Raw genomic sequence first — 20,692 nt, forward strand, 5'->3', positions numbered from 1 at the left:
TTACCGATTCGAGACGGCCATCAATGTGATCTGGGTCACACTAGGGAACTTTCGTCTATGGATAGGATCGCTGTCACCTTGACCGGAGGAGGCGTCCTATGACCAGCCGGCAGGCGCGCGTGTGGGTGGGCGTCACAGCACTGGTGACCCTCGTGGTGGTGGGCGCGCTCGCGCTCACCGGGCCCGGGGACGCCCGTACGCCGGAGGCGGCCGGAACCGCCGCGGTGGCCGAGCCGAGCGCGAACGCCGCCGCGTCGGCGCCACCCGTGGTGGTGCCGGGGCGCCCGGGGGAGCCCGCCGCGACCCGCCCCGCCGAGCAGGTCCGGGGCGCCACCACGCCGCGGTGGAACAGCCTCGACGTCTGGTACGTCCGGATGATGATCCCGCACCACGAGCAGGCCCTGGAGATGGCCGCGCTCGCGCCCGGGCGTGCCGCCGACGCGCGGATCCGCGCCGTGGCCGAGCGGATCCGCGCCGCGCAGGGCCCGGAGGTCGGCCTGCTGCGCGCCTGGCTCAGCACGCGCGACCTGCCCGCCGACGTGCCGGGGCACGACCACGGCAGCATGCGCGGAATGCAGTCCGCCGAGGCGATGCGGCGGCTCGCGGACGCGCGCGGCGCGGCGTTCGACAGGCTGTTCGTGCAGATGATGTCCGACCACCACCGGGGCGCCGTCGTCATGTCCACCGACCTGCTGAAGGTCGGCGTCGACCAGCCGATGCAGGAGTTCGCCACCGCGGTCGCGGTCGAGCAGTCCGCCGAGATCACCCGCATGCAGGCCCTCCTGACCCCCTGACCTGGGAGCGGGCGGGGGAGGACGCGAGGGGCGGGCCTAGGCTGGGGGATCGTGAACCGCCTGATCCTCGGTCGTCCGCTGCGGGGTGTCGCGTTCGACGCGGCCGTCTGCGGGCTCGTCGTGTTCTTCGCGCTGTCCGGGTACCTCGCCGGGCAGACCGGGCTCGCGGCGTCCGCGGTCGGCGTGGCGATGGCGGCGGCGCTGTTCTTCCGGCGTACCCACCCGTCGGCGGTGGGCGCCCTGGTGGCCGCGCTCGCGCTGGTCCAGGTGATCGCCGGCTGGGGTCCGCTCAGCTACGACATCTCCGTGCTGATCGCCCTCTACAGCGTGGTCAAGTACGCCGACCGGCTCCGCGACGGCATCGCGGCCGGGATCGTCGCCGTGATCGGCGGGGTGCTCGCCGCGCTCCAGGCACCCGGCACCGGACCCTGGTGGATGAGCGCGTTCTTCTACACCCTGATCGTCGGCGCGGTCTGGCTGGCCGGGCTGAACCTGCGCACCCGCCGGCTCTACGTGGTCAGCCTGGAGGAACGCGCCGCCACGCTGGAGCGGGAACGGGAGGCGGAGGCGCGTGCCGCCGTCGCCGAGGAACGCACCCGCATCGCCCGTGAGCTGCACGACGTGGTGGCCCACAGCATGGCCGTGATGATCGTGCAGGCGGACGGGGTGCGGTTCACGCTCGACCGGGATCCGGCCACCGCCCGGGAGGCGGCCAAGGTGGTCGCGGACACCGGCCGGGCGGCGCTGGAGGAGATGCGGCGGCTGGTCGGCGTACTCCGGGAACCCGACCGCCCGGAGCCGCTGCCGGCGGCGGACGAGCCGGCGCACCGGCGACCCGCGCTGGTGGAACTGCCCGCGTTGCTCGACCGGTTCCGCGCCGCCGGGCTGCGGATCACCTGCGGCGGCGCCGGCAACCCGCCGGCGCTGCCGCCCGGCCTGGAGCTGACCGTCTACCGGGTGGTGCAGGAGAGCCTGACCAACGCGCTCAAGCACGCGGGCGTCGGCGCGTCGGTGGAGCTGACGCTGGACTGGGCCGCCGACGCCGTCGTGGTCCGGGCGGTCGACGACGGCGGCGGCCGTCCGGTGGTCCGGCCGGCCCCGTCCGGCGGGCACGGCCTGGTCGGCATGCGGGAACGGGTCGGGGTGTACGACGGCAGCCTCGCCGCCGGCCCCACACTCGCCGGTGGCTGGCGGGTGCAGGCGCGGCTGCCACTGCCGGGGACAGCCGGCATCGAGGAAGGGAGCGCGGCGGCGTGACAGTGCGGGTGATGATCGTCGACGACCAGATGCTGGTGCGGGCCGGGTTCCGGATGGTGCTCGACTCCCAGCCGGACCTGGAGGTGGTCGGCGAGGCCATCGACGGCGCGGACGCGCTGCGGGTGCTGGACCGGGTCGAGGCCGACGTGGTGGTGATGGACCTGCGCATGCCCACCATGGACGGGGTGGAGGCGACCCGGCGGATCTGCGCCCGCCCGGACGGCGGCGGCCCGCGCGTGCTGGTGCTCACCACGTTCGACACCGAGGCCGACGCGTTCGCCGCGCTGCGCGCCGGGGCGAGCGGGTTCCTGCTCAAGAACGTGCCGCCGGAGGAGCTCATGGCCGCGATCCGGGTGGTGGCCCAGGGCGACTCGGTGGTGGCCCCGTCGATCACCCGGCGGCTGCTCGACCGGTTCGCCGGTCAGCTCGGTCCCGCGCCGGCCGCCGACCCCCGGCTGGCCCAGCTCACCGAGCGGGAGCGCGAGGTGCTGCTGCTGGTGGCGCAGGGGCTCTCCAACGCCGAGATCGCCGCCCGGGTGCACGTCGCGGAGGCGACGGTGAAGACCCACGTGGGCCGCATCCTGGCCAAGCTCCAGCTCCGCGACCGGGTTCAGGCGGTGGTGCTGGCGTACGAGAGCGGCCTGGTCACGCCCGGCGGCTGACCGGCCGTACGTCTCAGGTCGTACGGGTTCCCCCGGTGGGGGACGACCGTGGTCGCACCGAGGTCGAGCGCGCAGGTGGAGATCGACTCAGCGGTGCCGGACCTAGCGTCGGAAGGGTCTTCAGACCGTGTCCGACAGGAGCACCACAGTGTCCGCACCACCGACCACAGGCGTCGCCCTCGCCGCCCGCGCGCTGCGCAAGGAGTACGGCGCCGGCCAGTCCCGCGTCGTCGCGCTCGACGGCGTCGACCTCGACCTGGCCGCCGCCCGGTTCACCGCCGTGATGGGACCCTCCGGCTCCGGCAAGTCCACACTGCTGCACTGCCTCGCCGGCCTCGACCGGCCGACCGCCGGGGCGGTCCACATCGGCGACGCCGACCTGACGGGCCTGGACGACCGGCGGCTCACCCGGCTGCGCCGGGACCGGATCGGCTTCGTCTTCCAGAAGTTCAACCTGCTGCCCACGCTCACCGCCGAGGAGAACGTCGTCCTCCCGCTGGCCATCGCCGGCCGCCGCCCGGACCCGACCTGGCTGCGTCAGGTGGTGGCCGCGGTCGGCCTGACCGATCGCCTCGGACACCGCCCGGCGGAGCTGTCGGGCGGCCAGCAGCAGCGCGTCGCGGTGGCCCGCGCCCTGATCACCCGGCCGTGGGTGATCTTCGCCGACGAGCCGACCGGCAACCTCGACTCGCGCTCCGGCGCGGAGGTGCTGCGGCTGCTGCGCGAGGCGGTCGACACGCTCGGCCAGACCGTCGTCATGGTCACCCACGACCCGGCCGCCGCCGCGCACGCCGACCGGGTGGTCTTCCTCGCCGACGGCCGGCTGGTCGACGAACTGCACGCGCCGACGGTCGGCGCGGTCCGGGACGCGCTCAGCCGGCTCGACCCGGCCGTGACCCCGGCGGGGCGGTGACCGGGATGTTGCGCCTGACCCTGCGCCAGGTCCGCGCCGACGGCCTGCGTCTGCTGCTGTCCTCGCTGGCGATCGTGCTCGGCGTCGCGTTCGTCGCCGGCACGCTGATGTTCATCGACGGCATGCGCGCCGGGGCGTACGAGCGGGCCGGTGAGTTCGACAGGCACACCGACCTGGCCGCGTACGCCGAGACCGACCCGCTGCCCCCGGCGCTCGTGGACCGGGTGCGCGCCGTCGACGGGGTGGACGCCGCCGCGGGCGAGCTGACCGGCTCCGCCGGGGTGGTCGGCCGCGACGGCCGTCCCGTGCTCGGGTACGCGGTGCTCGCCGCGATCCCCACCGAGACGGACCTGCAGTCCTACGACCTGGTCGCCGGGCGGCTGCCGCAGCGCCCCGGCGAGGTGGTGCTCGACGACGAGACCGTCGCCGAGCAGCGCTTCACCGTCGGCGGGCCGGTGTCGATCGGCGGGCAGGACGGCGCGGCCCGCCCGTACACCCTGGTCGGCACCGTCGACGTGGACGGCAGCTCCCGCGACGTCGGCGGCCCGTACATCGGGTTGACCGGACCGGACGCGCTCACCGTCGGCGGCGAGAAGGGGTACGGCCGGATCATGGTGGCGGCGCGGCCCGGGGTGGACACGGCCGCGCTCGCCGACCGGATCCGCGCCGTGGTGGGACCGGACGTGACGGTCCGGGACCGCGATGCCATCCTCGATGCCGCAGTCGACGACGCGGTCCGCGACCTGCGGCAGTTCGGCATGCTGCTGGGCACGTTCGCGGCGGTGGCGGTGGTGGTGGCCGGCTTCGTGATCGCCAACACCTTCGCCATCGTGCTCGCCCAGCGCTCCCGGCGTACCGCGCTGCTGCGCCTGGTCGGCGCCACCCGGGGGCAGATCTACCGGGCCACGCTGTCCGAGGCGGCGGTGACCGGCCTGCTCGCCTCCGCGGCCGGGGTGCTGGCCGGCGCGGCGGTGGCCGGCGGCCTCGGCCTCCTGCTCGCCGGCACCGGCGCGCCGCTCGGTCGCGGGCTCACCCTGACCCCGCGGACGCTGCTGCTCTCGCTGGGGCTGGGGACGCTGCTCACCGTGGCGTCGGCCGCGCTGCCGGCCTGGCAGGGCACCCGGGTCGCCCCGGTGGCCGCGCTCACCGACGCGGCGATCAACCCGGTACGCCCGGCCGGGCGGGTCCGGCTGGCGGTCGGCGCGCTGGCGCTCGCCGCCGGTGTGGCGGCGCTGGCCGGCGCGGGTGCCACCGGCCAGGTGGTGCTGGTCGCAGCCGGCGCGTTGCTGGCCTTCGGCGGCATCGTGGCGTTCGGCCCGGTGCTGGTGCCGGCCCTGGTACGGATGCTCGGCGGGCCGTTCCGCGCGGCGTTCGGCGCCACCGGCGGGCTGGCCGTGTCGAACGCGGTACGCAACCCGCGCCGGGTCGCCGCCACCGCGACGGCCATGGTGATCGGCATCGGGCTCGTCTCCGCGTTCGTGGTCGGCGCGGCGAGCGTCAAGTCCGGCATCGAACGCGCGGTGGACGCCCGGATCGGCGTGGACTTCCTGGTCACCGGTATCGGTGGCGACCTGCCGGCCACCGTCGCCGACGACCTGGCCGCCCGCCCGGAGCTGGGTGTGGTGCACGAGCAGCGCAGCCGGGTGGTCGGCGACGTGCAGCTGCGCGCCGCGCATCCGGCGCTGGTCCGGCGCACGCTGTCCGCGGTGGACGCCGGTGACCCGGCGGACCTGGGCCCGGGTTCGGTGCTGGTGCACCGCGAGCTGGCCACGGCGCGGGGCTGGACGGCCGGCTCCACGATCACGCTGGCGGGCCGCCCGTTCCGGGTCGTCGCGGTGGTGGCCGACGAGGAGCCGGTCCTGGCCGGCAGCCCGGTGCCCGCCGGCCACCTGGTGGACGTGCTGGACACCGACTTCACCGCCATGTTCCCCACCGAGCGCGGCTACCTGGCCGAGGTGGACCCGGCCCCCGGGGTGGGTGTCGACGCCGCCCGGACCGCCGTCGAGTCGGTGCTGGCCCGCTATCCGACGGTGAACGTGATGGACCAGGCCGCGTACAAGAAGATGCTCACCGGCACCGTCGACATGGTGCTGGGGTTCGTCACCGCGCTGCTCGGCCTGGCCGTGGTGATCTCGCTGGTCGGGGTCGCCAACACGCTCAGCCTGTCGGTGGTGGAACGCACCCGGGAGACTGCGGTGCTGCGCGCGGTCGGGCTGAGCCGGGCCGGGATGTGGGGCGTGCTGGCGGTCGAGGCGGTGCTCACCGCGCTCGTCGGCACGCTGCTCGGCATCGCGCTCGGCACCGGGGCGGCGGCCGGGGCGATGGCAGTGGTGGCCCGCATCGGCGGCGACTTCACGCTGGTGCTGCCCTGGGCGCGGATCGGGCTGATCGTCGCGGTGGCGGTGGTGGCCGCGCTGCTCGCCTCGGTCCTGCCGGCCCGCCGGGCGCTGTCCCGGCCGGTGGTGGCGTCGCTCGGCGCGGACTGAGCACCGCCGCCCGGACACGGACGAGCCGGCTCCGCCGTGGGCGGGGCCGGCTCGTGGGTGCCGCGGGTCAGGGCTGCGTGGCCGGCTGCCCGCCGGTGTCACCGCCGGTGCCGGTGCCGGGGTCGGCGGTGGTCGGGTCCGGCGCGGGCGGCGTGGTGGGTGCCGTCGTCGTCGGCGCGCTGGACGGCGTGCTGCTCGGCTCGTCCGTCGGGGCCGGCTCGTCCGTCACGCTCGGCTGCGCCGACGGGGTCGGGGAGGAACTCGGCGTCACCGAAGGCGTCACCGACGGCCGGCCGCCCGGACCGACCGGGCGGTAGGTGTACTCGTCGTCCGCCGACGGCTCGTCGACGACCGGCTCGGCGGCCTGGTCGCTCGGCGCCACCGCGGGCGCCGTCTTGTCGATCTTCGTAGCCGGTTCCGCCGTGTCGTTCGCGGCCGCCACCAGCGCGCCCAGCGCGCCCATCGCCACCAGCACCGCGCCCAGCGCTCCGACCAGCGTGCCGCGCCGGCCCCGCCGCCGCGACGTCGCCACCGCGGCGCCCGGGCGGACGGCCGGCTGGTCGTCCCGCGACCGCGCCGGACCCGCCGCGCCGCGCAGCGCCACCGTCGCCGTCGGGGAGTCGGTACGCGCGGCCCGCGCCGCGTCGGCCATCGCCGCCGCGCTCGGGTAGCGGTCGGCCGGATCCTTCGCCAGCGCCCGGGACACCAGCTCCCGCACCGACGCCGGGATCTCCGCCGGCAGCTCCGGCGGCTCGTCGTCGAGATGGCGTACGGCCACCTGGAGCGGGTTGTCACCGGTGAACGGCGGGCTGCCGGTGAGGCAGCAGTACGCGACCGCGCCGAGCGCGTACACGTCGGTGGCGCCCGAGACGGGCCGGCCGGCGGCCTGCTCCGGCGCCATGTAGAGGGCGGTGCCGGGCACCGCGTTCGTGCTGGTGATGCTCGTGACGTTGACGGACCGGGCCACCCCGAAGTCGACCAGGACCACGGTGCCGTCGTCCTGCACCAGCAGGTTGCTCGGCTTCACGTCCCGGTGGACGATGCCCCGGCCGTGCGCCGCGTGCAGCGCCTGCGCCACCTGGGCCACGATCGACATGGTCTCGGCGACCTCGAGGCACCCGGCGGTTTCGATCCGCCGCGACAGCGGCTCACCGGCGACGAACTCCATCACCAGGTAGTCGGCCCGGCCGCCGCTGGGCAGGTCGTCCTCGCCGCAGTCGAAGACCTGGACCACGCCGGGGTGGCGCAGTGAGGCCATGATCCGGGCCTCGGACCGGAAACGGGCGATGAAGTCGGGGTCGGACACCAGGGCGGGAAGGAGCACCTTCACCGCGACCGGGCGACCGAGGACCAGGTCGGTGGCACGCCAGACGTCGCCCATGCCGCCGGTGGCGACACGGTCATCCAGGCGGTACCGACCGCTGAGTACGACGTCTGAGGACAGCACCCCCATACCGTACCCACAGCAGGCGCGAAGTATTTCCCGCGATATCGGCGTCCGGTCCGCCGGGCCGTTCGGCCGGGTGTCCGGCAGCCGGTCCGCCGATCGGCTGATCGTGATCGGCCCGGTACGATCGGCCAGAAAGTTACGCGCCCCCGCGCTCCCGGTCCGCCGTGCCGACGGTGGTCCGTCCCGGGGGAGCGTCCCGCCCGCTCTCGGCGTTACCACGACACGCCGATGCCGGAGCTAGACATTTCTCTCTGTTTTTCCGGCCCCCGACGGCTTGCCGGGCCGCCCAGCCCGTCCCGGTGTCGGCCCGACTCCCGGTCGGCCCCGGACGCCGGTACGGTATGTCCCGCCGACGCCCGTGCCGCGCGGCAGTGTCCAGGGCGCACCGCACTCTCGTGCGCGTGCCTGATCAGCTCACCGGGGGGCCGAGTGCGGATGGCGGTGTGGTCACCGGCTCCCGTCGACGCCCGGCGCCGGGCCGTCACGGGACGGCGAGCGTGACGGCCGAGCTGAACGAGGCGGTCGCCGGGGCGCAGGCGGGCGACGAGGAGGCGTTCCGTTTCCTCTACCGCAGCCTGCAACCCGCGCTGCTGCGCTACCTGACCGCCCTCGTCGGCGCCGACGCCGAGGACGTGGCCTCGGAGGCGTGGCTCCAGATCTCGCGCGACCTGCCGTCGTTCACCGGCGGCGAGTTCCGCGCCTGGGTGGTCACGATCGCCCGCAACCGGGCCATGGACCATCTGCGCCGGCAGCGGCGGCGTCCCTCCGTGCCGGTGCCCGTGCAGGCGCTCAACGACCTGGCCGCCGACGTCGACACCGCCGACCGGGCCGGTGAGGCCATCGCCACCGAGAGCGCACTGGCGCTGATCCGTACGCTGCCGCCGGCCGAGGCCGAGGCGGTGATGCTGCGGGCCGTCATCGGCCTGGACGCGGAGACGGCCGGGCGGGTGCTGGGCCGGCGGGCCGGCGCGGTGCGTACCGCCGCACACCGGGGCCTGCGCCGGCTGGCCGCGCTGCTGGAGCGTTCGGCGGCGCAGGCCGCGCCGGACGACACCCGGGACGCCGTCGCGCCGCGTCCCCGTACCGACCGCCAGGTGCCGCACGCGCCCGAGGCCGAGCCGGCGGAGGGCTGACGTGAGGGGAGACGACGGCATGCACGCTCGCCGGTCCGGCGGGCCCGCCGACCGGGCGGAGTCCGACCGCCTGCTCGACGCCGCGCGCGCCGGCACGCCGCCGGAGGCCGACGCCGACCCGCTGACCCGGCTGCTGTCCGCCGCCGCCGGACCGGCGGCCCCCGGCGAGGTCGCCGGGGAGGAGCGGGCGCTCGCCGCCTTCCGGGCGGCCCGCGAGGCGGCCGCGCCGGCCCCGGCGGCGGCAGCGGTGGCCGCGCCGCGCCCGCGCCGGCGCCTGCGGATCGCCGCCGCGCTGTCCGGGCTGGCCGCCACCGCGGTCGCCGGGGTGGCGTTCGCCGCCGTGCGCCTGGACCGCGCCCCCGAGCCGGTGCTCCCGCCCGCGCCGACGGCCGGCCCCACCGGCGCCGGACCGACCGGCTCCGGCCCCGCCGTCACCGGGCCGTCGCGGCCGGCGCCGAGCACCCCGGCCGGTGACTCTTCCAACGCGGCGTCGCCACCGGCGCCGACGCCGGCGCCGTCCGGGACTCCGAGCGCCAAGGCCGGGCCGCCCGCGCCCCCGGCCACCAGCGGCCGGATGGCCGGCCACTGCCGCGCCTACCTGGCCAAGTCGGAGCGGCAGCGGGAGAAGGCGCTCACCTCGCCGGGCTTCGCCGACCTGGTGGCCGCCGCGGGCGGCCCCGAGCACGTGGAGAGCTACTGCCGGAACCTGGTCGGCGCGCCGGCGGACGACGAGCCGGAGCCCGGGCGTCCGGGTCCGCGGACGGACGACTGAACGCTACGGCGCAATCAGATCCCGGACAAAAATTCATCTCTCCGGGCAAGCGGATCTCGTCTGCTAGACAGAGGATGGTGGGGTGGCGTCCCGTGCCGTCCCGGCCGGGCTCGTCGCGACGACGTCGTCGCCCATCGCCGAGGAGGAGCCGTCCCATGGTGATGTCGCCGGATCTGGACCGGGCAGTCGTCCTGGGAGACGAGGAGGCGGCCCGGGGCCACCTCGCCCGGATCTGCTTCAAGACCGGGCCACCCGCACTCGTCGGCGTCGAACTGGAATGGACCGTGCACGACGCCGCGGACCCGGCCCGGCCGGTCGACCGCGAGCGACTACGCGAGGCGCTGGGGCGGCACAGCCCCGTGACCCTCGACCCCACCAGCCCGGCCGACGAGCTCCGGCGCGGCGGCGCCGTGACCGTGGAGCCCGGCGGGCAGGTGGAGATCTCCGCGACACCGCGATCGTCGGTCGCCGCGCTCATCCTGGCCACCGAGGCCGACGTCGCCGAGCTGCGGGCCCGGCTGGACGCCGCCGGCCTGGTGCTCGGCCGCAGCGGCATGGACCCCTGGCGCCTTCCCCGGCCCGTCGTGGAGACGCCGCGCTACCGGGCCATGCGGTGTGCCTTCGACCGGCGTGGCCCGGCGGGACGGGCGATGATGTACAGCACCGCCGGCCTCCAGGTCTGCCTGGACGCGGGGGAGCCGGAACATCTGGCGCAGCGGTGGGCGGCCGCGCACGCCGTCGGCCCGCCGCTGCTCGCCGCCTTCGCCACCGCCGACCGGCACGCGGGGCGCCGCACCGGCTGGGCCTCCGCCCGGATGGCCACCTGGCTGGCCATCGACCCGGCCCGGACCCGTCCGGTCTGGTCGCCCGAGCGCGCCGACGAGGACCCGGTGGCGGCCTGGACCCGGTACGCGCTCGCCGCGCCGCTGCTCTGCGTACGCGGCGACGGCCCGGACTGGACGGCGCCGCCCGGTGTCACGTTCACCGACTGGCTGGCCGGGGCGCTGCCCCGCCCGCCCACCACCGACGACCTGGAATACCACCTCAGCACGCTGTTCCCGCCGGTGCGCCCGCGCGGCTACCTGGAGCTGCGCTACCTGGACACCCAGCCCGGCCCGGAGTGGACCGTGCCGCTGGCGGTGCTGGCGGCGATCTTCGCCGACCCGGCCACCACCCGGGACGCGCTGGCGGCTGCCGCCCCGGTCGCCGGCCGGTGGCGCGCGGCGGCCCGGTGCGGGCTGGCCGAGCGCCCGCTGGCGAGCGCCGCGGCGGCGCTGTTCGACCTGGCCCTGACGGCCCTGCCCCGGCTCGACCTGCCGGCCGGCATCCACGACGAGACCCAGCGAGCGATCCGGCGGCACCGCGCCGCCGCGGAGAGGGGACACCGGTGACCACCACCGAGCGACTACGCGACCGGATCGCCGCCGAGCTGGAGCGCACCCGGGCCCGTACCGCGCTGCTGACCGACGCGGTGGACGACGACGACCTGGTCCGGCAGCACTCCACGCTGATGTCGCCGCTGGTCTGGGATCTGGCGCACGTCGGCAACCAGGAGGAGCTGTGGCTGGTCCGCGACGTCGGCGGCCGCGACCCGGTGCGCCACGACATCGACGACCTCTACGACGCGTTCAAGCAGCCACGCAAGGACCGGCCGGCGTTGCCGCTGCTGCCGCCGGCCGAGGCCCGCGCGTACGTGCGCACGGTGCGGGACAAGGTGTACGACCTGCTCGACGGCATCCGCTTCACCGAGCATCCCCTCGTCGCCGACGGGTTCGCCTTCGGCATGATCGTGCAGCACGAGCAGCAGCACGACGAGACCATGCTCGCCACCCACCAGCTGCGCGCCGGCACCCCGGTCCTGGACGCGCCGCCCCCGCCGGAGCCCCGGGCCCGGGTCGGCGGGGAGGTACGGGTGCCGGCCGGGCCGTTCACCATGGGCACCTCCGCCGACCCGTGGGCGCTGGACAACGAGCGCCCGGCGCACACCGTCGACCTGCCCGCGTACGTCATCGACGCCGCCCCGGTGACGAACGGGCAGTACCGGGCGTTCATCGCCGACGGCGGGTACGACGAGCCGCGCTGGTGGAGCGAGGCCGGCTGGCGGCACCGCGTCGAGGCGGACCTGAGCGCGCCGATGCACTGGCGGCGCGACGGGGACGGCTGGGCGTACCGCCGGTTCGGCCGCTGGTCGGCGGTACGCGACGACGAGCCGGTGGTGCACGTCTGCTGGTACGAGGCGCAGGCGTACGCGGCGTGGGCCGGCAAGCGGCTGCCGACGGAGGCGGAGTGGGAGAAGGCGGCCCGCTGGGATCCGGCGACCGGCCGGTCCCGCCGCTACCCGTGGGGTGACGACGATCCCACCACCGAGCACGCCAACCTGGGTCAGCGCCACCTGTGGCCGGCGCCGGTGGGCGCGTACCCGGCCGGTGCCTCGCCGCTGGGCGTGCACCAGCTCGTCGGCGACGTGTGGGAGTGGACCTCCTCGCCGTTCCGGGGCCACCCGGGCTTCACCGCGTTCCCGTACCGGGAGTACTCGGAGGTCTTCTTCGGCGACGACCACCGGGTGCTGCGGGGCGGCTCGTTCGGCACCGACCGGTCCGCCTGCCGGGGCACGTTCCGCAACTGGGACTACCCGATCCGGCGGCAGATCTTCAGCGGATTCCGCTGCGCCCGTGACGCCGGACCGGAGGAGTGAGCCGGCCCGATGTGCCGTCACCTCGCGTACCTCGGTCCACCTGTGCTCCTGGGCAGCCTGCTGTTCGACCCGCCGTACGGGCTGCTGCGCCAGTCGTGGGCGCCGCGTGACATGCGCGGCGGCGGCACGATCAACGCCGACGGCTTCGGCGTCGCCTGGTACGCGGGCGACGGCGACCCGGTCCGCTACCGGCGGGCCCAGCCGATGTGGAGCGACACCACGCTGCCGGAGCTGGCGGCCGTGACGCGCGTGCGGGCGGTGCTGGCCGCGGTCCGCTCCGCCACCGTCGGCATGCCGCTGCACGAGACCGCGGCGGCGCCCTTCGCCGAGGGGCGGTGGCTGTTCAGCCACAACGGCGTGGTGAGGGGCTGGCCGGACAGCCTGGTCCCGCTCGCCGCCGGCCTGCCCGTCCGCGACCTGATCACCCTCGACGTGCCGACCGACTCGGCGCTGCTGTGGGCGCTGGTCCGGCACCGGCTGCGGGCCGGCGTGCCGCCGGACGAGGCGGTGGCGGACACCGTCTCGGCGGTCGCCGCCGCCGCTCCCGGCTCGCGGCTGAACCTGCTGCTCACCGACGGTACGACGGTGGTGGCGAGCACGGCCGGGCACGCGCTGTCGGTGCGCCGCGGCCCGGACTCGGTGCTGCTGGCGTCCGAACCGTTCGACGACGACCCGGCCTGGCGGGCCGTGCCGGACGGCCGGCTCGTGGTGGCGACCACGGGCGGGCTGGACGTGCGGGAGACGACCACCGCCTGACGATCCGTACCCACCGCGAGAGAGGACACCCGATGAGCGCGGAGCCGCTGGAGATCCACCTGGAGCAGCAGGACCTCGACCGTGGGTTGCGGGAGGACGTACGGGTCGGGCTGGCGGCGACGCCGAAGTGGCTGCCGCCGAAGTGGTTCTACGACGCCCGGGGCAGCGAGCTGTTCGAGGAGATCACCCGCCTGCCGGAGTACTACCCGACCCGGGCCGAGCGGGCGGTGCTGGCCGCGCACGCGGACGACGTCGCCACGATGACCGGCGCGAAGACGTTGATCGAGCTGGGCTCGGGCTCGTCGGAGAAGACCCGGCTGCTGCTCGACGCGTTCACCCGCCACGGTGACCTGGGCACGTTCGTGCCGCTGGACGTCTCGGTGAGCGCGTTGCGGTCGTCCACCGAGCAGATCGCCGCCGCGTACCCGGGCCTGCGGGTGCGCGGGATCGTCGCCGACTTCACCCGCCACCTGGACCGGCTGCCCACCGGCGGCCGGCGCCTGGTGGCGTTCCTCGGCGGCACGATCGGCAACCTGATGCCGGCGGAGCGGGCGGAGTTCCTCACCGCGATGCGCGCTGCGCTGGAGACCGGCGACTGGCTGCTGGTCGGCACCGACCTGGTCAAGGATCCGGGTGTGATCGTGCCCGCGTACGACGACGCGGCGGGCGTGACCGCCGAGTTCAACCGCAACGTGCTCCGCGTGATCAACCGCGAGCTGGGCGCCGACTTCGACGTCGACGCCTTCCGGCACGTGGCGGTCTGGGATCCGCGGCGGGAGTGGATCGAGATGCGGTTGCGCGCCGAGCACCCGGCCCGGGTGCGGGTTCTGGACACCGACGTGGTGTTCGCCGCCGGCGAGGAGCTGCGTACCGAGGTGTCGGCCAAGTTCCGGCCGGAGGGCATCGCGGCCGAGCTGACCGCCGCCGGGTTCGACCGGCGGGCGTTCTGGACCGATCCGGACGGGCTGTTCGGGGTGAGCCTGGCCCGGGCCGACTGAGGGCCGCCGTGGCTCCGCCCGCACCCGGTGACCGGGTCTGCCGCTGATCGGCTAGGCTGGGTGGCGCGAAGGGGAGTAGCCCCCAATGTCGTGGTCGACACACTGGTGCGTTCCGCATCCGGCCACGCGGCCCCGGTCTCCGGGGCGGGCGAGACCTTCGACTCAGGCTGTCGCAGCCGGGTCGAGGGCGCTCCCGTTCCTCCTCCCGGCTTGATCGGGAAGGTTCACATGGAGGGTTTCCTCGTCGCGCTGGTGGTCAGCTTCGGCGTCATCTTCGTCGCCGAGCTGGGCGACAAGTCCCAGCTCATGGCACTGACGTTCGCCACGCGGTTCAAGCCGGTGCCGGTGCTCATCGGTATCACGATCGCCACCGCGATCGTCCACCTGGCCTCGGTCGCCATCGGGTACGGCCTGAACGCCGCCCTGCCCACCGACTGGATCTCGCTGATCGCCGGTCTGGCGTTCCTCGGCTTCGGCGCGTGGACGCTGCGCGGAGACAAGCTGACCGAGGAGGAGAAGCGCAAGGCCGAGCGCGGCGGCCGGTCCGCGGTCATCGCCGTGGGTGTGGCGTTCTTCCTGGCCGAGCTGGGCGACAAGACCATGCTCGCCACCATCACGCTGGCCACCAAGTACGGCTGGTTCGGCACCTGGCTCGGGTCGACGCTCGGCATGGTGGCCGCGGACGCGCTGGCGATCCTGGTGGGCCGGCTGCTCGGGCGGCATCTGCCGGAGCGGACCATCCGCTACGGCGCGGCGGTGTTGTTCGCCATCTGCGGCCTCTGGCTGATCTTCGAGGCGGTCTCCGAGCTGACCTGAGCTGAACTGACGCGAGTGGTGTGACGGCGCCCGATGATCGGAGACCGCTTCGGTGGGTAAGTAGCCCGGGTGAGCGCCGTGGCGGTGACCGCCCGGCGGAGGACGATTCGCCACGACCGGGAGGTTCCGCCCATGAGCAGGCACGACGAGCCCAACGAGTACGGCTTCGCCGGGGGCGCCACCGCGCCGGAGCCGCCGCCGGGCGGGCGCGAGGACGAGCAGGACCGCGTCGAGCAGGTGGCCGTGCCCGGTGACGACCTCACCGCCCCGGCCGCCGAGGCGCTCGAGGAACCGGAGCGCAAGCGCGAGCCGAGCCCGGCCGAGCGCCGGCGCTGAGGCGTGACCGACATGCGGCGGGTGTGACCGGCTGGTCGCACCCGCCGCGCCGGCTCAGGCCGGGCCCTCCTGGTAGACGTCCGGGACGCCGTCGCCGTCGGCGTCCCGGCTCTCCCGCTCACTGATCCGGCGGTAGACCCGGTTGCGGCGGATCAGCACCACCGAGGCGAGCAGGGCGGAGATCAACGAGCCGAGCAGCACCGCCACCTTGACGCCGTCCTCCTCCGGGCTGCCGGCGCCGAACGCCAGCTCGCCGATGAGCAGCGACACGGTGAAGCCGATGCCGGCCAGCAGCGCCAGCCCGAGCAGGTCGGCCCAGGTGATCTCCTCGTCCAGCTCGGCCCGGGTGAACCGGGCGAGCAGGTACGTCGACCCGAACACGCCGATCACCTTGCCGAGCACCAGCCCGGCGACCACCGCGATCACCACCGGGTTGGTCAGCACGCCGCCCACGTCCACGCCGACCAGGGTCACCCCGGCGGCGAAGAAGGCGAAGACCGGCACAGCCAGGCCGGCGGAGACCGGCCGCCAGCGGTGCTCCAGCCGCTCGGCCAGGCCGGGCGCGCCGTCGCGGCTGCGCAGCACCGGCACTGTGAAACCGAGCAGCACGCCCGCCACCGTGGCGTGCACGCCGGAGGCGTGCACCAGCGTCCAGGCGGCCACCGCCAGCGGGATCAGCGCCCACCACCAGGTCCGCCGGCGCTGCACGAGCAGCCCGAACGCGGCGATCGGCAGCAGTGCGCCGAGCAGCGGCAGCGGCTGGAAGTCGGCGGTGTAGAAGACCGCGATGATGGTGATGGCGAAGAGGTCGTCGACCACCGCGAGGGTGAGCAGGAACGCGCGCAGCCCCTGCGGCAGGTGGGAGCTGATCACGGCGAGCACGGCGAGCGCGAAGGCGATGTCGGTGGCGGTGGGGATGGCCCATCCGCGCAGGCCGGCACCGCCGGCGCTGAGTGTCACCGCCAGGTAGATCAGCGCGGGCGCGATCATGCCGCCGAGCGCGGCGATCACGGGCAGCGCGGCCCGCCGGGGGTCGCGCAGGTCACCGGCGACGAACTCGCGCTTGAGCTCCAGCCCGACCACGAAGAAGAAGATCGCCAGCAGCCCGTCGGCGGCCCAGGTGCGCAGGTCGAGGTCCAGGTGCAGGCCGGCGCCGCCCGGCCAGGGCACCCAGTGGCTCAGTTCGGCGTACGCGGCGCGCCACGGCGAGTTGGCCCAGATCAGGGCGAGCACGGCGCCGAGCAGCAGCAGGCCGCCGCCGACCGTCTCGGTGCGCAGCACGTCGGCCAGGAAGCGGGTCTCCGGCCAGGAGCGGCGGGACAGCAGGCGGGACCGGTGCGGGGTGTGCTGGGGCATGCGGCGTCCGTTCGGAAGCTGGGATCGGCGGAACCATCGCCGACCAGGCTTCCCGGCACACCGGAACCAACCCTATCGGGTGCCGTCGCCGGCGGCGAGCCGAGCCGGCCGATGGGACGCCCGTCTCATCAAGTGGTCGGGGCGTCCCATCCACCGGCGGGTCAGCGTTGTCCGGGCAGCGCCGGCAGGGTCAACCCGGCCGGGTCGCAGAACGCGGCCATCCGCTTGATCAGCTCGTCCGGGTCGGCGTACGGGTCGAGCCCGCGCACCTCGTCCGGGTCCAGCTCGGGCACCGGGACGTGGGAGATCAGCGGGTGCAGCGGCCGGCTGTCCACCTCGTCGGCGCCGAACAGGTGCTCGTGCAGCTTCTCGCCCGGGCGCAGACCGGTGAAGACGATCTCCACCGGGCGGTCCGCCTCGGCGGCCAGCCGGCGCGCCACGTCGGCGATCCGGACCGGCTCGCCCATGTCGAGCACCAGCGCCTCGCCGCCCCGGCCGATCGTCGCGGCCTGGAGCACCAGGTGCACCGCCTCCTGCACGGTCATGAAGTAGCGCGTCACGTCGGGGTGGGTGACGGTGATCGGCACCCCGGCCCGGATCTGCGCCTGGAACGCGGTGAGCACCGAGCCGCGGCTGCTGAGCACGTTGCCGAACCGGACGCTCAGGTACCGGCCGTCGAGTCGCTGCGCGTGGTACGCGGTGAGCCGCTCGGTGATCCGCTTGGAGTAGCCGAGCACGCTCGCCGGGTTGGCCGCCTTGTCGGTGGAGATGTTCACGAACTCGGCGACGTCCCGGCACGCCTCCAGCACGTTCAGCGTACCCAGGATGTTGGTCTTGATCGCCTCACCCGGATGGCGCTGGAGCAGCGTGAGGTGCTTGAGCGCCGCGGCGTGGAACACCACGTCGGGCTGCCGGTCGGCGATCACCCGGGCGATGCCCTCGGCGTCGCGGATGTCGGCCAGGATCAGCTCCGGCCCGTCCAGCAGCGCGCGGCCGTGCAGGGACATCTGCAAGGCGTGCAGCGCGGACTCGTCCCGGTCGAGCATCATCAGCTCGTCCGGCTCGCAGCGGGCGATCTGCCGGCACAGTTCCGAGCCGATCGAGCCGCCGGCGCCGGTGACGAGCACCCGGCGTCCGGCCAGCCCGCCGCGCTCGACGCTCAGCTCGGCCACCCGGTGCGCGCGGCCCAGCAGGTCGGTGATCTGGAGGTCGCGTACGTCGGTGGCGGCCACCGGGGGGTCGAGCACCTCGCGCACCGGCGGCAGCACCTTGAACGCCGCGCCGGCTTCCAGCGTGCGGGCGCGGACGTCGCGTAGCAGCTGCGGGTCGGAGCCGCTCATCGAGAAGATGACGGTGCTCGCCCGGGTGGCCCGGACGGCGGCGGTGATCTGCTCCCGGCCGCCGAGCACGCGCAGCCGCTCCAGCCGCAGGCCGCGGCTGTCGGGTGCGTCGTCGAGCAGGCCCACCGGCCGGTAGCTGCTGTCCGGGTCGTGCAGCAGCACCCGGACCAGCCGCTCGCTCGCGGCGTCCACCCCGTAGATCAGGCAGCGCTCGGCGTGTCGTGCGGCGGGCGGCCGGCGGTCGGCCTGGGCCCGCCAGAGTCCCCGGGCGGTAGCCATCACCACGAGCGCCACCGCGCCGCCGACCAGCGGCGTGCTGGCCGGTACCGGGTGCTGCGTCCACGGCAGCAGGGCGACGAAGCCGGCGGCCGCGACGAGCGCGACGGTGGTGGCCAGGCCCTGCGCGTCGCCGGCGCTGCCGATCGGATACCGGCCGTAGAGCCGGGACCGCAGCAGCGTGAGCGCGGCGTACAGCGCGGCGCAGGCCAGCGCCACGCCGAGCGTACGGGCGCTGGCGGCGGCGGTGAGGTCGAACTCGTACCGCGTCCAGGCGGCGCCGAGAAAACCTCCGCACCACGCGGCCGTGTCCAGCGTTAACAGGGAAAGGGTGGCGGCGCGGTGGGTGATCCGGCCGGGGGGTCGAACGGCTGTGATCGCGTCACGATCCATGGGCTGCCCTCTGTGTCCTATCCGTATTGAAAGGATTAGACCTTCTGTGCCTGTTCGGTCGTTTACTGTCGTCCAGTCACGTAACGTCGTGAATAGGCGATTCGATCCTGGCACGGCGACTGGGGTTTTTAGGGGGCTTTCGTGCAGTTTCATCGGCAGACCGGCGTGTCGCGAGGGGGAGCGTGATGGACGTTCTCGGCTACCTGCGCCTGGTCCGACGCCACTGGTGGATCGTGCTGGTGACGGTGATGCTCGGCCTGGGCACCGCCGCGCTGGTGACGGTCCGGACGGCGCCTCGGTACGAGGCCTCGGTGACGTTCTTCGTCACCACGCCCAGCCAGGGGGTCACCGACGCCTACCAGGGCGGCCTCTTCCTTCAGCAGCGGGTGAAGTCCTACGGTGACCTGCTCACCAGCGACCGGCTGGCGCAGAGCGTGGTCGCCGACGCGCCGCTCGGCCTCACCGCCGACCAGGTGCGCAGCCGGATCCACACCACCGCCACGGCCGGCACGGTCCTGCTCAAGGCGACGATCACCGACACCGACCAGACCCGGGCGCTGAAGACCACCGAGACGCTCGCGACGAAGTTCACCGAGCTGGTACGCAAGGTCGAGACGCCGCCGGACGGCAACGCCCCGCCGATCAAGATCGAGGTGGTCAGCGGTCCCCGTGTCACCTCCAGCCCGGTCTCGCCGCAGCCCACCCGCAACCTGGTCCTGGGCGGTCTGCTCGGCCTGCTGGCCGGCGTCGGCCTGGCCGTGCTGCGCGGAGTGGCCGACGTCCGGATGCGCGACGGCGCCGGCCTGCAACGGGTGACCGGCAGTCCGCTGCTCGGCGAGATCCCCTACGAGGCAGGCGCACGCTCGGCGCCGCTGATCGTCGGCGACGCAGCCACCTCGGCCCGGGCCGAGGCGGTCCGCAAGCTGCGTACCAACCTGCGCTTCGTGGACGTGCACGAGCCGGCCCGGGTCATCGCGGTCACCAGCGCGCTGCAGGGCGAAGGCAAGACCACGATGGCCTGCAACACCGCCATCGCGCTGGCCGAGGCGGGCTGGCGGGTGCTGCTGATCGACGCCGACCTGCGCCGCCCCAAGGTCGCCGACTACCTCGGGCTCGACGGCGGCGTCGGCCTCACCGACGTGCTGGTCGGCGACGTCCAGGTCGGTGACGTGGTGCAGCGCTGGGGCGAGAAGTCCCTGCTGGTGCTGCCCAGCGGCGCCACCCCGCCCAACCCGAGCGAGCTGCTCGGCTCCAAGTCCATGGCGGACCTGCTGGTCGCGCTGCGGGACTCGGCGGACATCGTGGTCATCGACACCGCGCCGCTGCTCGCGGTCACCGACGGCGTGGTGGTGGCCGTGCAGGCCGACGGCGCGCTCCTGGTCACCCAGCAGGGGCGTACTTCCCGCAGCCAGGTCGCGGCGGCGGCGCACGCGCTCAGCTCGGTCTCGGTGCGCCTGCTCGGCTGCGTGCTCAACATGGCCAAGGTGGCCAAGTCGGACGCCTACCAGTACGAGGCGTACAAGGTGGCCGTGCCGCCCGCGGCGCCCTCCGTGCCGGCCGACCGGGCCGGCGCCCGCCGGGGCGCGAAGGCCGTGGGCGACCGGACGCAGGAACTCACCCGGCTGTCGCGATGAGCGCGAGCACGGGCCGGATCGACCGCTCGATCTCCTCGGCGCAGCGCCGGAAGTCGGCCGGCGAGCCGCCGATCGGATCGCGCAGGTCCTCCGCGTCGGGGGCGGCGGGTTGCAGCCGCCCCCGGGCGCGGACCGCGGCCGACACCGCCGCCCGCAACGGCGTGCCCGCGTCCGCCTCCGCCTCGGCGGGGCGGGCCTCGGCCGCCAGACGGGCGAACTGCCGCAGCGTGAACGTCCGGGTCAGCGCGGCCGGCGCCAGCGCGGTGCAGGCCGAGCGTTGCCGACGGGTCGCGGTCAGCACCAGCGCCGCCCCGGTCAGGTGCTCCGGGCGCAGCCGGCGGGTCCGGAAGGCCGCCGGGTCCGCGCCGGTGGCCGCGGTCACCTCGACCGCGTACGGGTGCATCGCAGCCCCGTCGATCGCGTCGGTCCCCGCGCTGGCCACCGCCAGCGGCAGGCCGGCCAGCATCCGGCGGGCGATGAACTCCGCCATCGGTGACCGGCACATGTTCGCGTGGCAGACGAAGAGCACCTCGTCGACCATCTGCACCCCTCTCGTCGGCATGGTCGCGACGGAGGGTGCCGCGACGGCGTTCTTCCGGCGGTCGCGGCCGGACGCAGAGGGGAT

The 20,692-nt window shown here is 75.0% G+C and carries 18 protein-coding genes; 14 read left to right on the forward strand and 4 right to left on the reverse strand.

All coding sequences use genetic code 11. The features are described from left to right. Positions 1–98: 98 nt before the first annotated feature. The 5 genes from ABIH81_RS22395 (at position 99) to ABIH81_RS22415 (ending at position 6,112) form a co-directional block, all read left to right on the forward strand. Positions 99–794: a DUF305 domain-containing protein gene (locus tag ABIH81_RS22395; RefSeq protein WP_349876851.1), complete on the forward strand. Its 696-nt coding sequence runs from the start codon at positions 99–101 to the stop codon at positions 792–794. Between the two features lie 51 nt (positions 795–845). After that, positions 846–2,051 carry a histidine kinase gene (locus ABIH81_RS22400; protein ID WP_349876852.1) on the forward strand — a complete coding sequence of 402 codons (1,206 nt, stop codon included), beginning with the start codon at positions 846–848 and terminating at the stop codon, positions 2,049–2,051. Then, the gene (locus tag ABIH81_RS22405; protein ID WP_349876853.1) at positions 2,048–2,713 is read left to right on the forward strand and encodes a response regulator transcription factor; all 666 of its coding nucleotides are present in this window, start codon (positions 2,048–2,050) and stop codon (positions 2,711–2,713) included. Before ABIH81_RS22400 ends, ABIH81_RS22405 begins: the two co-directional genes overlap by 4 nt. A 148-nt stretch (positions 2,714–2,861) precedes the next feature. Further along, positions 2,862–3,626 carry an ABC transporter ATP-binding protein gene (locus ABIH81_RS22410; protein ID WP_349876854.1) on the forward strand — a complete coding sequence of 255 codons (765 nt, stop codon included), beginning with the start codon at positions 2,862–2,864 and terminating at the stop codon, positions 3,624–3,626. A gap of 5 nt (positions 3,627–3,631) precedes the next feature. Beyond that, complete coding sequence (locus ABIH81_RS22415; protein ID WP_349876855.1) at positions 3,632–6,112, forward strand: FtsX-like permease family protein; 2,481 nt, start codon at positions 3,632–3,634, stop codon at positions 6,110–6,112. A gap of 67 nt (positions 6,113–6,179) precedes the next feature. On the opposite strand, the gene ABIH81_RS22420 is transcribed toward ABIH81_RS22415, so the two are convergent. After that, positions 6,180–7,565, reverse strand: coding sequence for a protein kinase (locus ABIH81_RS22420; protein WP_349876856.1), 1,386 nt, complete (start codon positions 7,563–7,565; stop codon positions 6,180–6,182). 494 nt (positions 7,566–8,059) lie between these two features. Here ABIH81_RS22420 and ABIH81_RS22425 point away from each other — a divergent pair, with 494 nt between their 5' ends. From ABIH81_RS22425 to ABIH81_RS22460, 8 genes are all read left to right on the forward strand, one after another. Beyond that, positions 8,060–8,695, forward strand: coding sequence for an RNA polymerase sigma factor (locus ABIH81_RS22425; protein WP_349876857.1), 636 nt, complete (start codon positions 8,060–8,062; stop codon positions 8,693–8,695). 1 nt (position 8,696) lies between these two features. Then, positions 8,697–9,467 (forward strand): hypothetical protein, encoded by a 771-nt coding sequence (locus ABIH81_RS22430; RefSeq protein WP_349876858.1) that lies wholly within the window; start codon positions 8,697–8,699, stop codon positions 9,465–9,467. A 155-nt stretch (positions 9,468–9,622) separates the two neighbouring features. Next, entirely contained in the window at positions 9,623–10,858 is a 1,236-nt protein-coding gene (gene egtA, locus ABIH81_RS22435) for an ergothioneine biosynthesis glutamate--cysteine ligase EgtA (RefSeq protein ID WP_349876859.1), read from the forward strand. Then, complete coding sequence (egtB, locus tag ABIH81_RS22440; RefSeq protein ID WP_349876860.1) at positions 10,855–12,162, forward strand: ergothioneine biosynthesis protein EgtB; 1,308 nt, start codon at positions 10,855–10,857, stop codon at positions 12,160–12,162. The genes egtA and egtB overlap by 4 nt, the downstream gene beginning before the upstream one ends. A gap of 9 nt (positions 12,163–12,171) precedes the next feature. After that, entirely contained in the window at positions 12,172–12,918 is a 747-nt protein-coding gene (egtC, locus tag ABIH81_RS22445; protein ID WP_349876861.1) for an ergothioneine biosynthesis protein EgtC, read from the forward strand. A gap of 32 nt (positions 12,919–12,950) precedes the next feature. Continuing rightward, positions 12,951–13,916, forward strand: coding sequence for an L-histidine N(alpha)-methyltransferase (egtD, locus tag ABIH81_RS22450; protein ID WP_349876862.1), 966 nt, complete (start codon positions 12,951–12,953; stop codon positions 13,914–13,916). Positions 13,917–14,144: 228 nt separating this feature from the next. Beyond that, complete coding sequence (locus ABIH81_RS22455; RefSeq protein WP_349876863.1) at positions 14,145–14,732, forward strand: TMEM165/GDT1 family protein; 588 nt, start codon at positions 14,145–14,147, stop codon at positions 14,730–14,732. A 132-nt stretch (positions 14,733–14,864) separates the two neighbouring features. Beyond that, a complete protein-coding gene (locus ABIH81_RS22460; protein ID WP_349876864.1) occupies positions 14,865–15,068 on the forward strand; it encodes a hypothetical protein in 204 nt (67 codons plus the stop codon). 54 nt (positions 15,069–15,122) lie between these two features. Here ABIH81_RS22460 and nhaA read toward each other — a convergent pair whose 3' ends face one another. Then, the gene (gene nhaA, locus ABIH81_RS22465; protein ID WP_349876865.1) at positions 15,123–16,424 is read right to left on the reverse strand and encodes a Na+/H+ antiporter NhaA; all 1,302 of its coding nucleotides are present in this window, start codon (positions 16,422–16,424) and stop codon (positions 15,123–15,125) included. 161 nt (positions 16,425–16,585) lie between these two features. After that, the gene (locus tag ABIH81_RS22470) at positions 16,586–18,433 is read right to left on the reverse strand and encodes a nucleoside-diphosphate sugar epimerase/dehydratase (RefSeq protein ID WP_349876866.1); all 1,848 of its coding nucleotides are present in this window, start codon (positions 18,431–18,433) and stop codon (positions 16,586–16,588) included. Positions 18,434–18,618: 185 nt separating this feature from the next. On the opposite strand from ABIH81_RS22470, the gene ABIH81_RS22475 reads away from it, so the two are divergent. Beyond that, complete coding sequence (locus ABIH81_RS22475) at positions 18,619–20,067, forward strand: polysaccharide biosynthesis tyrosine autokinase (RefSeq protein WP_349876867.1); 1,449 nt, start codon at positions 18,619–18,621, stop codon at positions 20,065–20,067. Here the strand turns inward: ABIH81_RS22475 and ABIH81_RS22480 are convergent. After that, the gene (locus ABIH81_RS22480) at positions 20,048–20,629 is read right to left on the reverse strand and encodes a low molecular weight phosphatase family protein (RefSeq protein WP_349876868.1); all 582 of its coding nucleotides are present in this window, start codon (positions 20,627–20,629) and stop codon (positions 20,048–20,050) included. The two genes, ABIH81_RS22475 and ABIH81_RS22480, sit on opposite strands and share 20 nt — an antisense overlap. Positions 20,630–20,692 lie beyond the last annotated feature (63 nt).

Origin of the sequence: Micromonospora sp. HUAS YX12 (assembly GCF_040215685.1) — a bacterium.
Lineage (GTDB): Bacteria > Actinomycetota > Actinomycetes > Mycobacteriales > Micromonosporaceae > Micromonospora > Micromonospora tulbaghiae.

Excerpts from the sequence above, each read along its gene's own strand:
- ABIH81_RS22395 (WP_349876851.1), top strand. The coding sequence starts at position 99 with ATGACCAGCCGGCAGGCGCGCGTGTGGGTGGGCGTCACAGCACTGGTG.
- ABIH81_RS22415 (WP_349876855.1), top strand. The coding sequence starts at position 3,632 with ATGTTGCGCCTGACCCTGCGCCAGGTCCGCGCCGACGGCCTGCGTCTG.
- ABIH81_RS22420 (WP_349876856.1), bottom strand. The coding sequence starts at position 7,565 with ATGGGGGTGCTGTCCTCAGACGTCGTACTCAGCGGTCGGTACCGCCTG.
- egtA (WP_349876859.1), top strand. The coding sequence starts at position 9,623 with ATGGTGATGTCGCCGGATCTGGACCGGGCAGTCGTCCTGGGAGACGAG.
- egtC (WP_349876861.1), top strand. The coding sequence starts at position 12,172 with ATGTGCCGTCACCTCGCGTACCTCGGTCCACCTGTGCTCCTGGGCAGC.
- egtD (WP_349876862.1), top strand. The coding sequence starts at position 12,951 with ATGAGCGCGGAGCCGCTGGAGATCCACCTGGAGCAGCAGGACCTCGAC.
- ABIH81_RS22455 (WP_349876863.1), top strand. The coding sequence starts at position 14,145 with ATGGAGGGTTTCCTCGTCGCGCTGGTGGTCAGCTTCGGCGTCATCTTC.
- ABIH81_RS22460 (WP_349876864.1), top strand. The coding sequence starts at position 14,865 with ATGAGCAGGCACGACGAGCCCAACGAGTACGGCTTCGCCGGGGGCGCC.
- nhaA (WP_349876865.1), bottom strand. The coding sequence starts at position 16,424 with ATGCCCCAGCACACCCCGCACCGGTCCCGCCTGCTGTCCCGCCGCTCC.
- ABIH81_RS22470 (WP_349876866.1), bottom strand. The coding sequence starts at position 18,433 with ATGGATCGTGACGCGATCACAGCCGTTCGACCCCCCGGCCGGATCACC.
- ABIH81_RS22475 (WP_349876867.1), top strand. The coding sequence starts at position 18,619 with ATGGACGTTCTCGGCTACCTGCGCCTGGTCCGACGCCACTGGTGGATC.
- ABIH81_RS22480 (WP_349876868.1), bottom strand. The coding sequence starts at position 20,629 with ATGCCGACGAGAGGGGTGCAGATGGTCGACGAGGTGCTCTTCGTCTGC.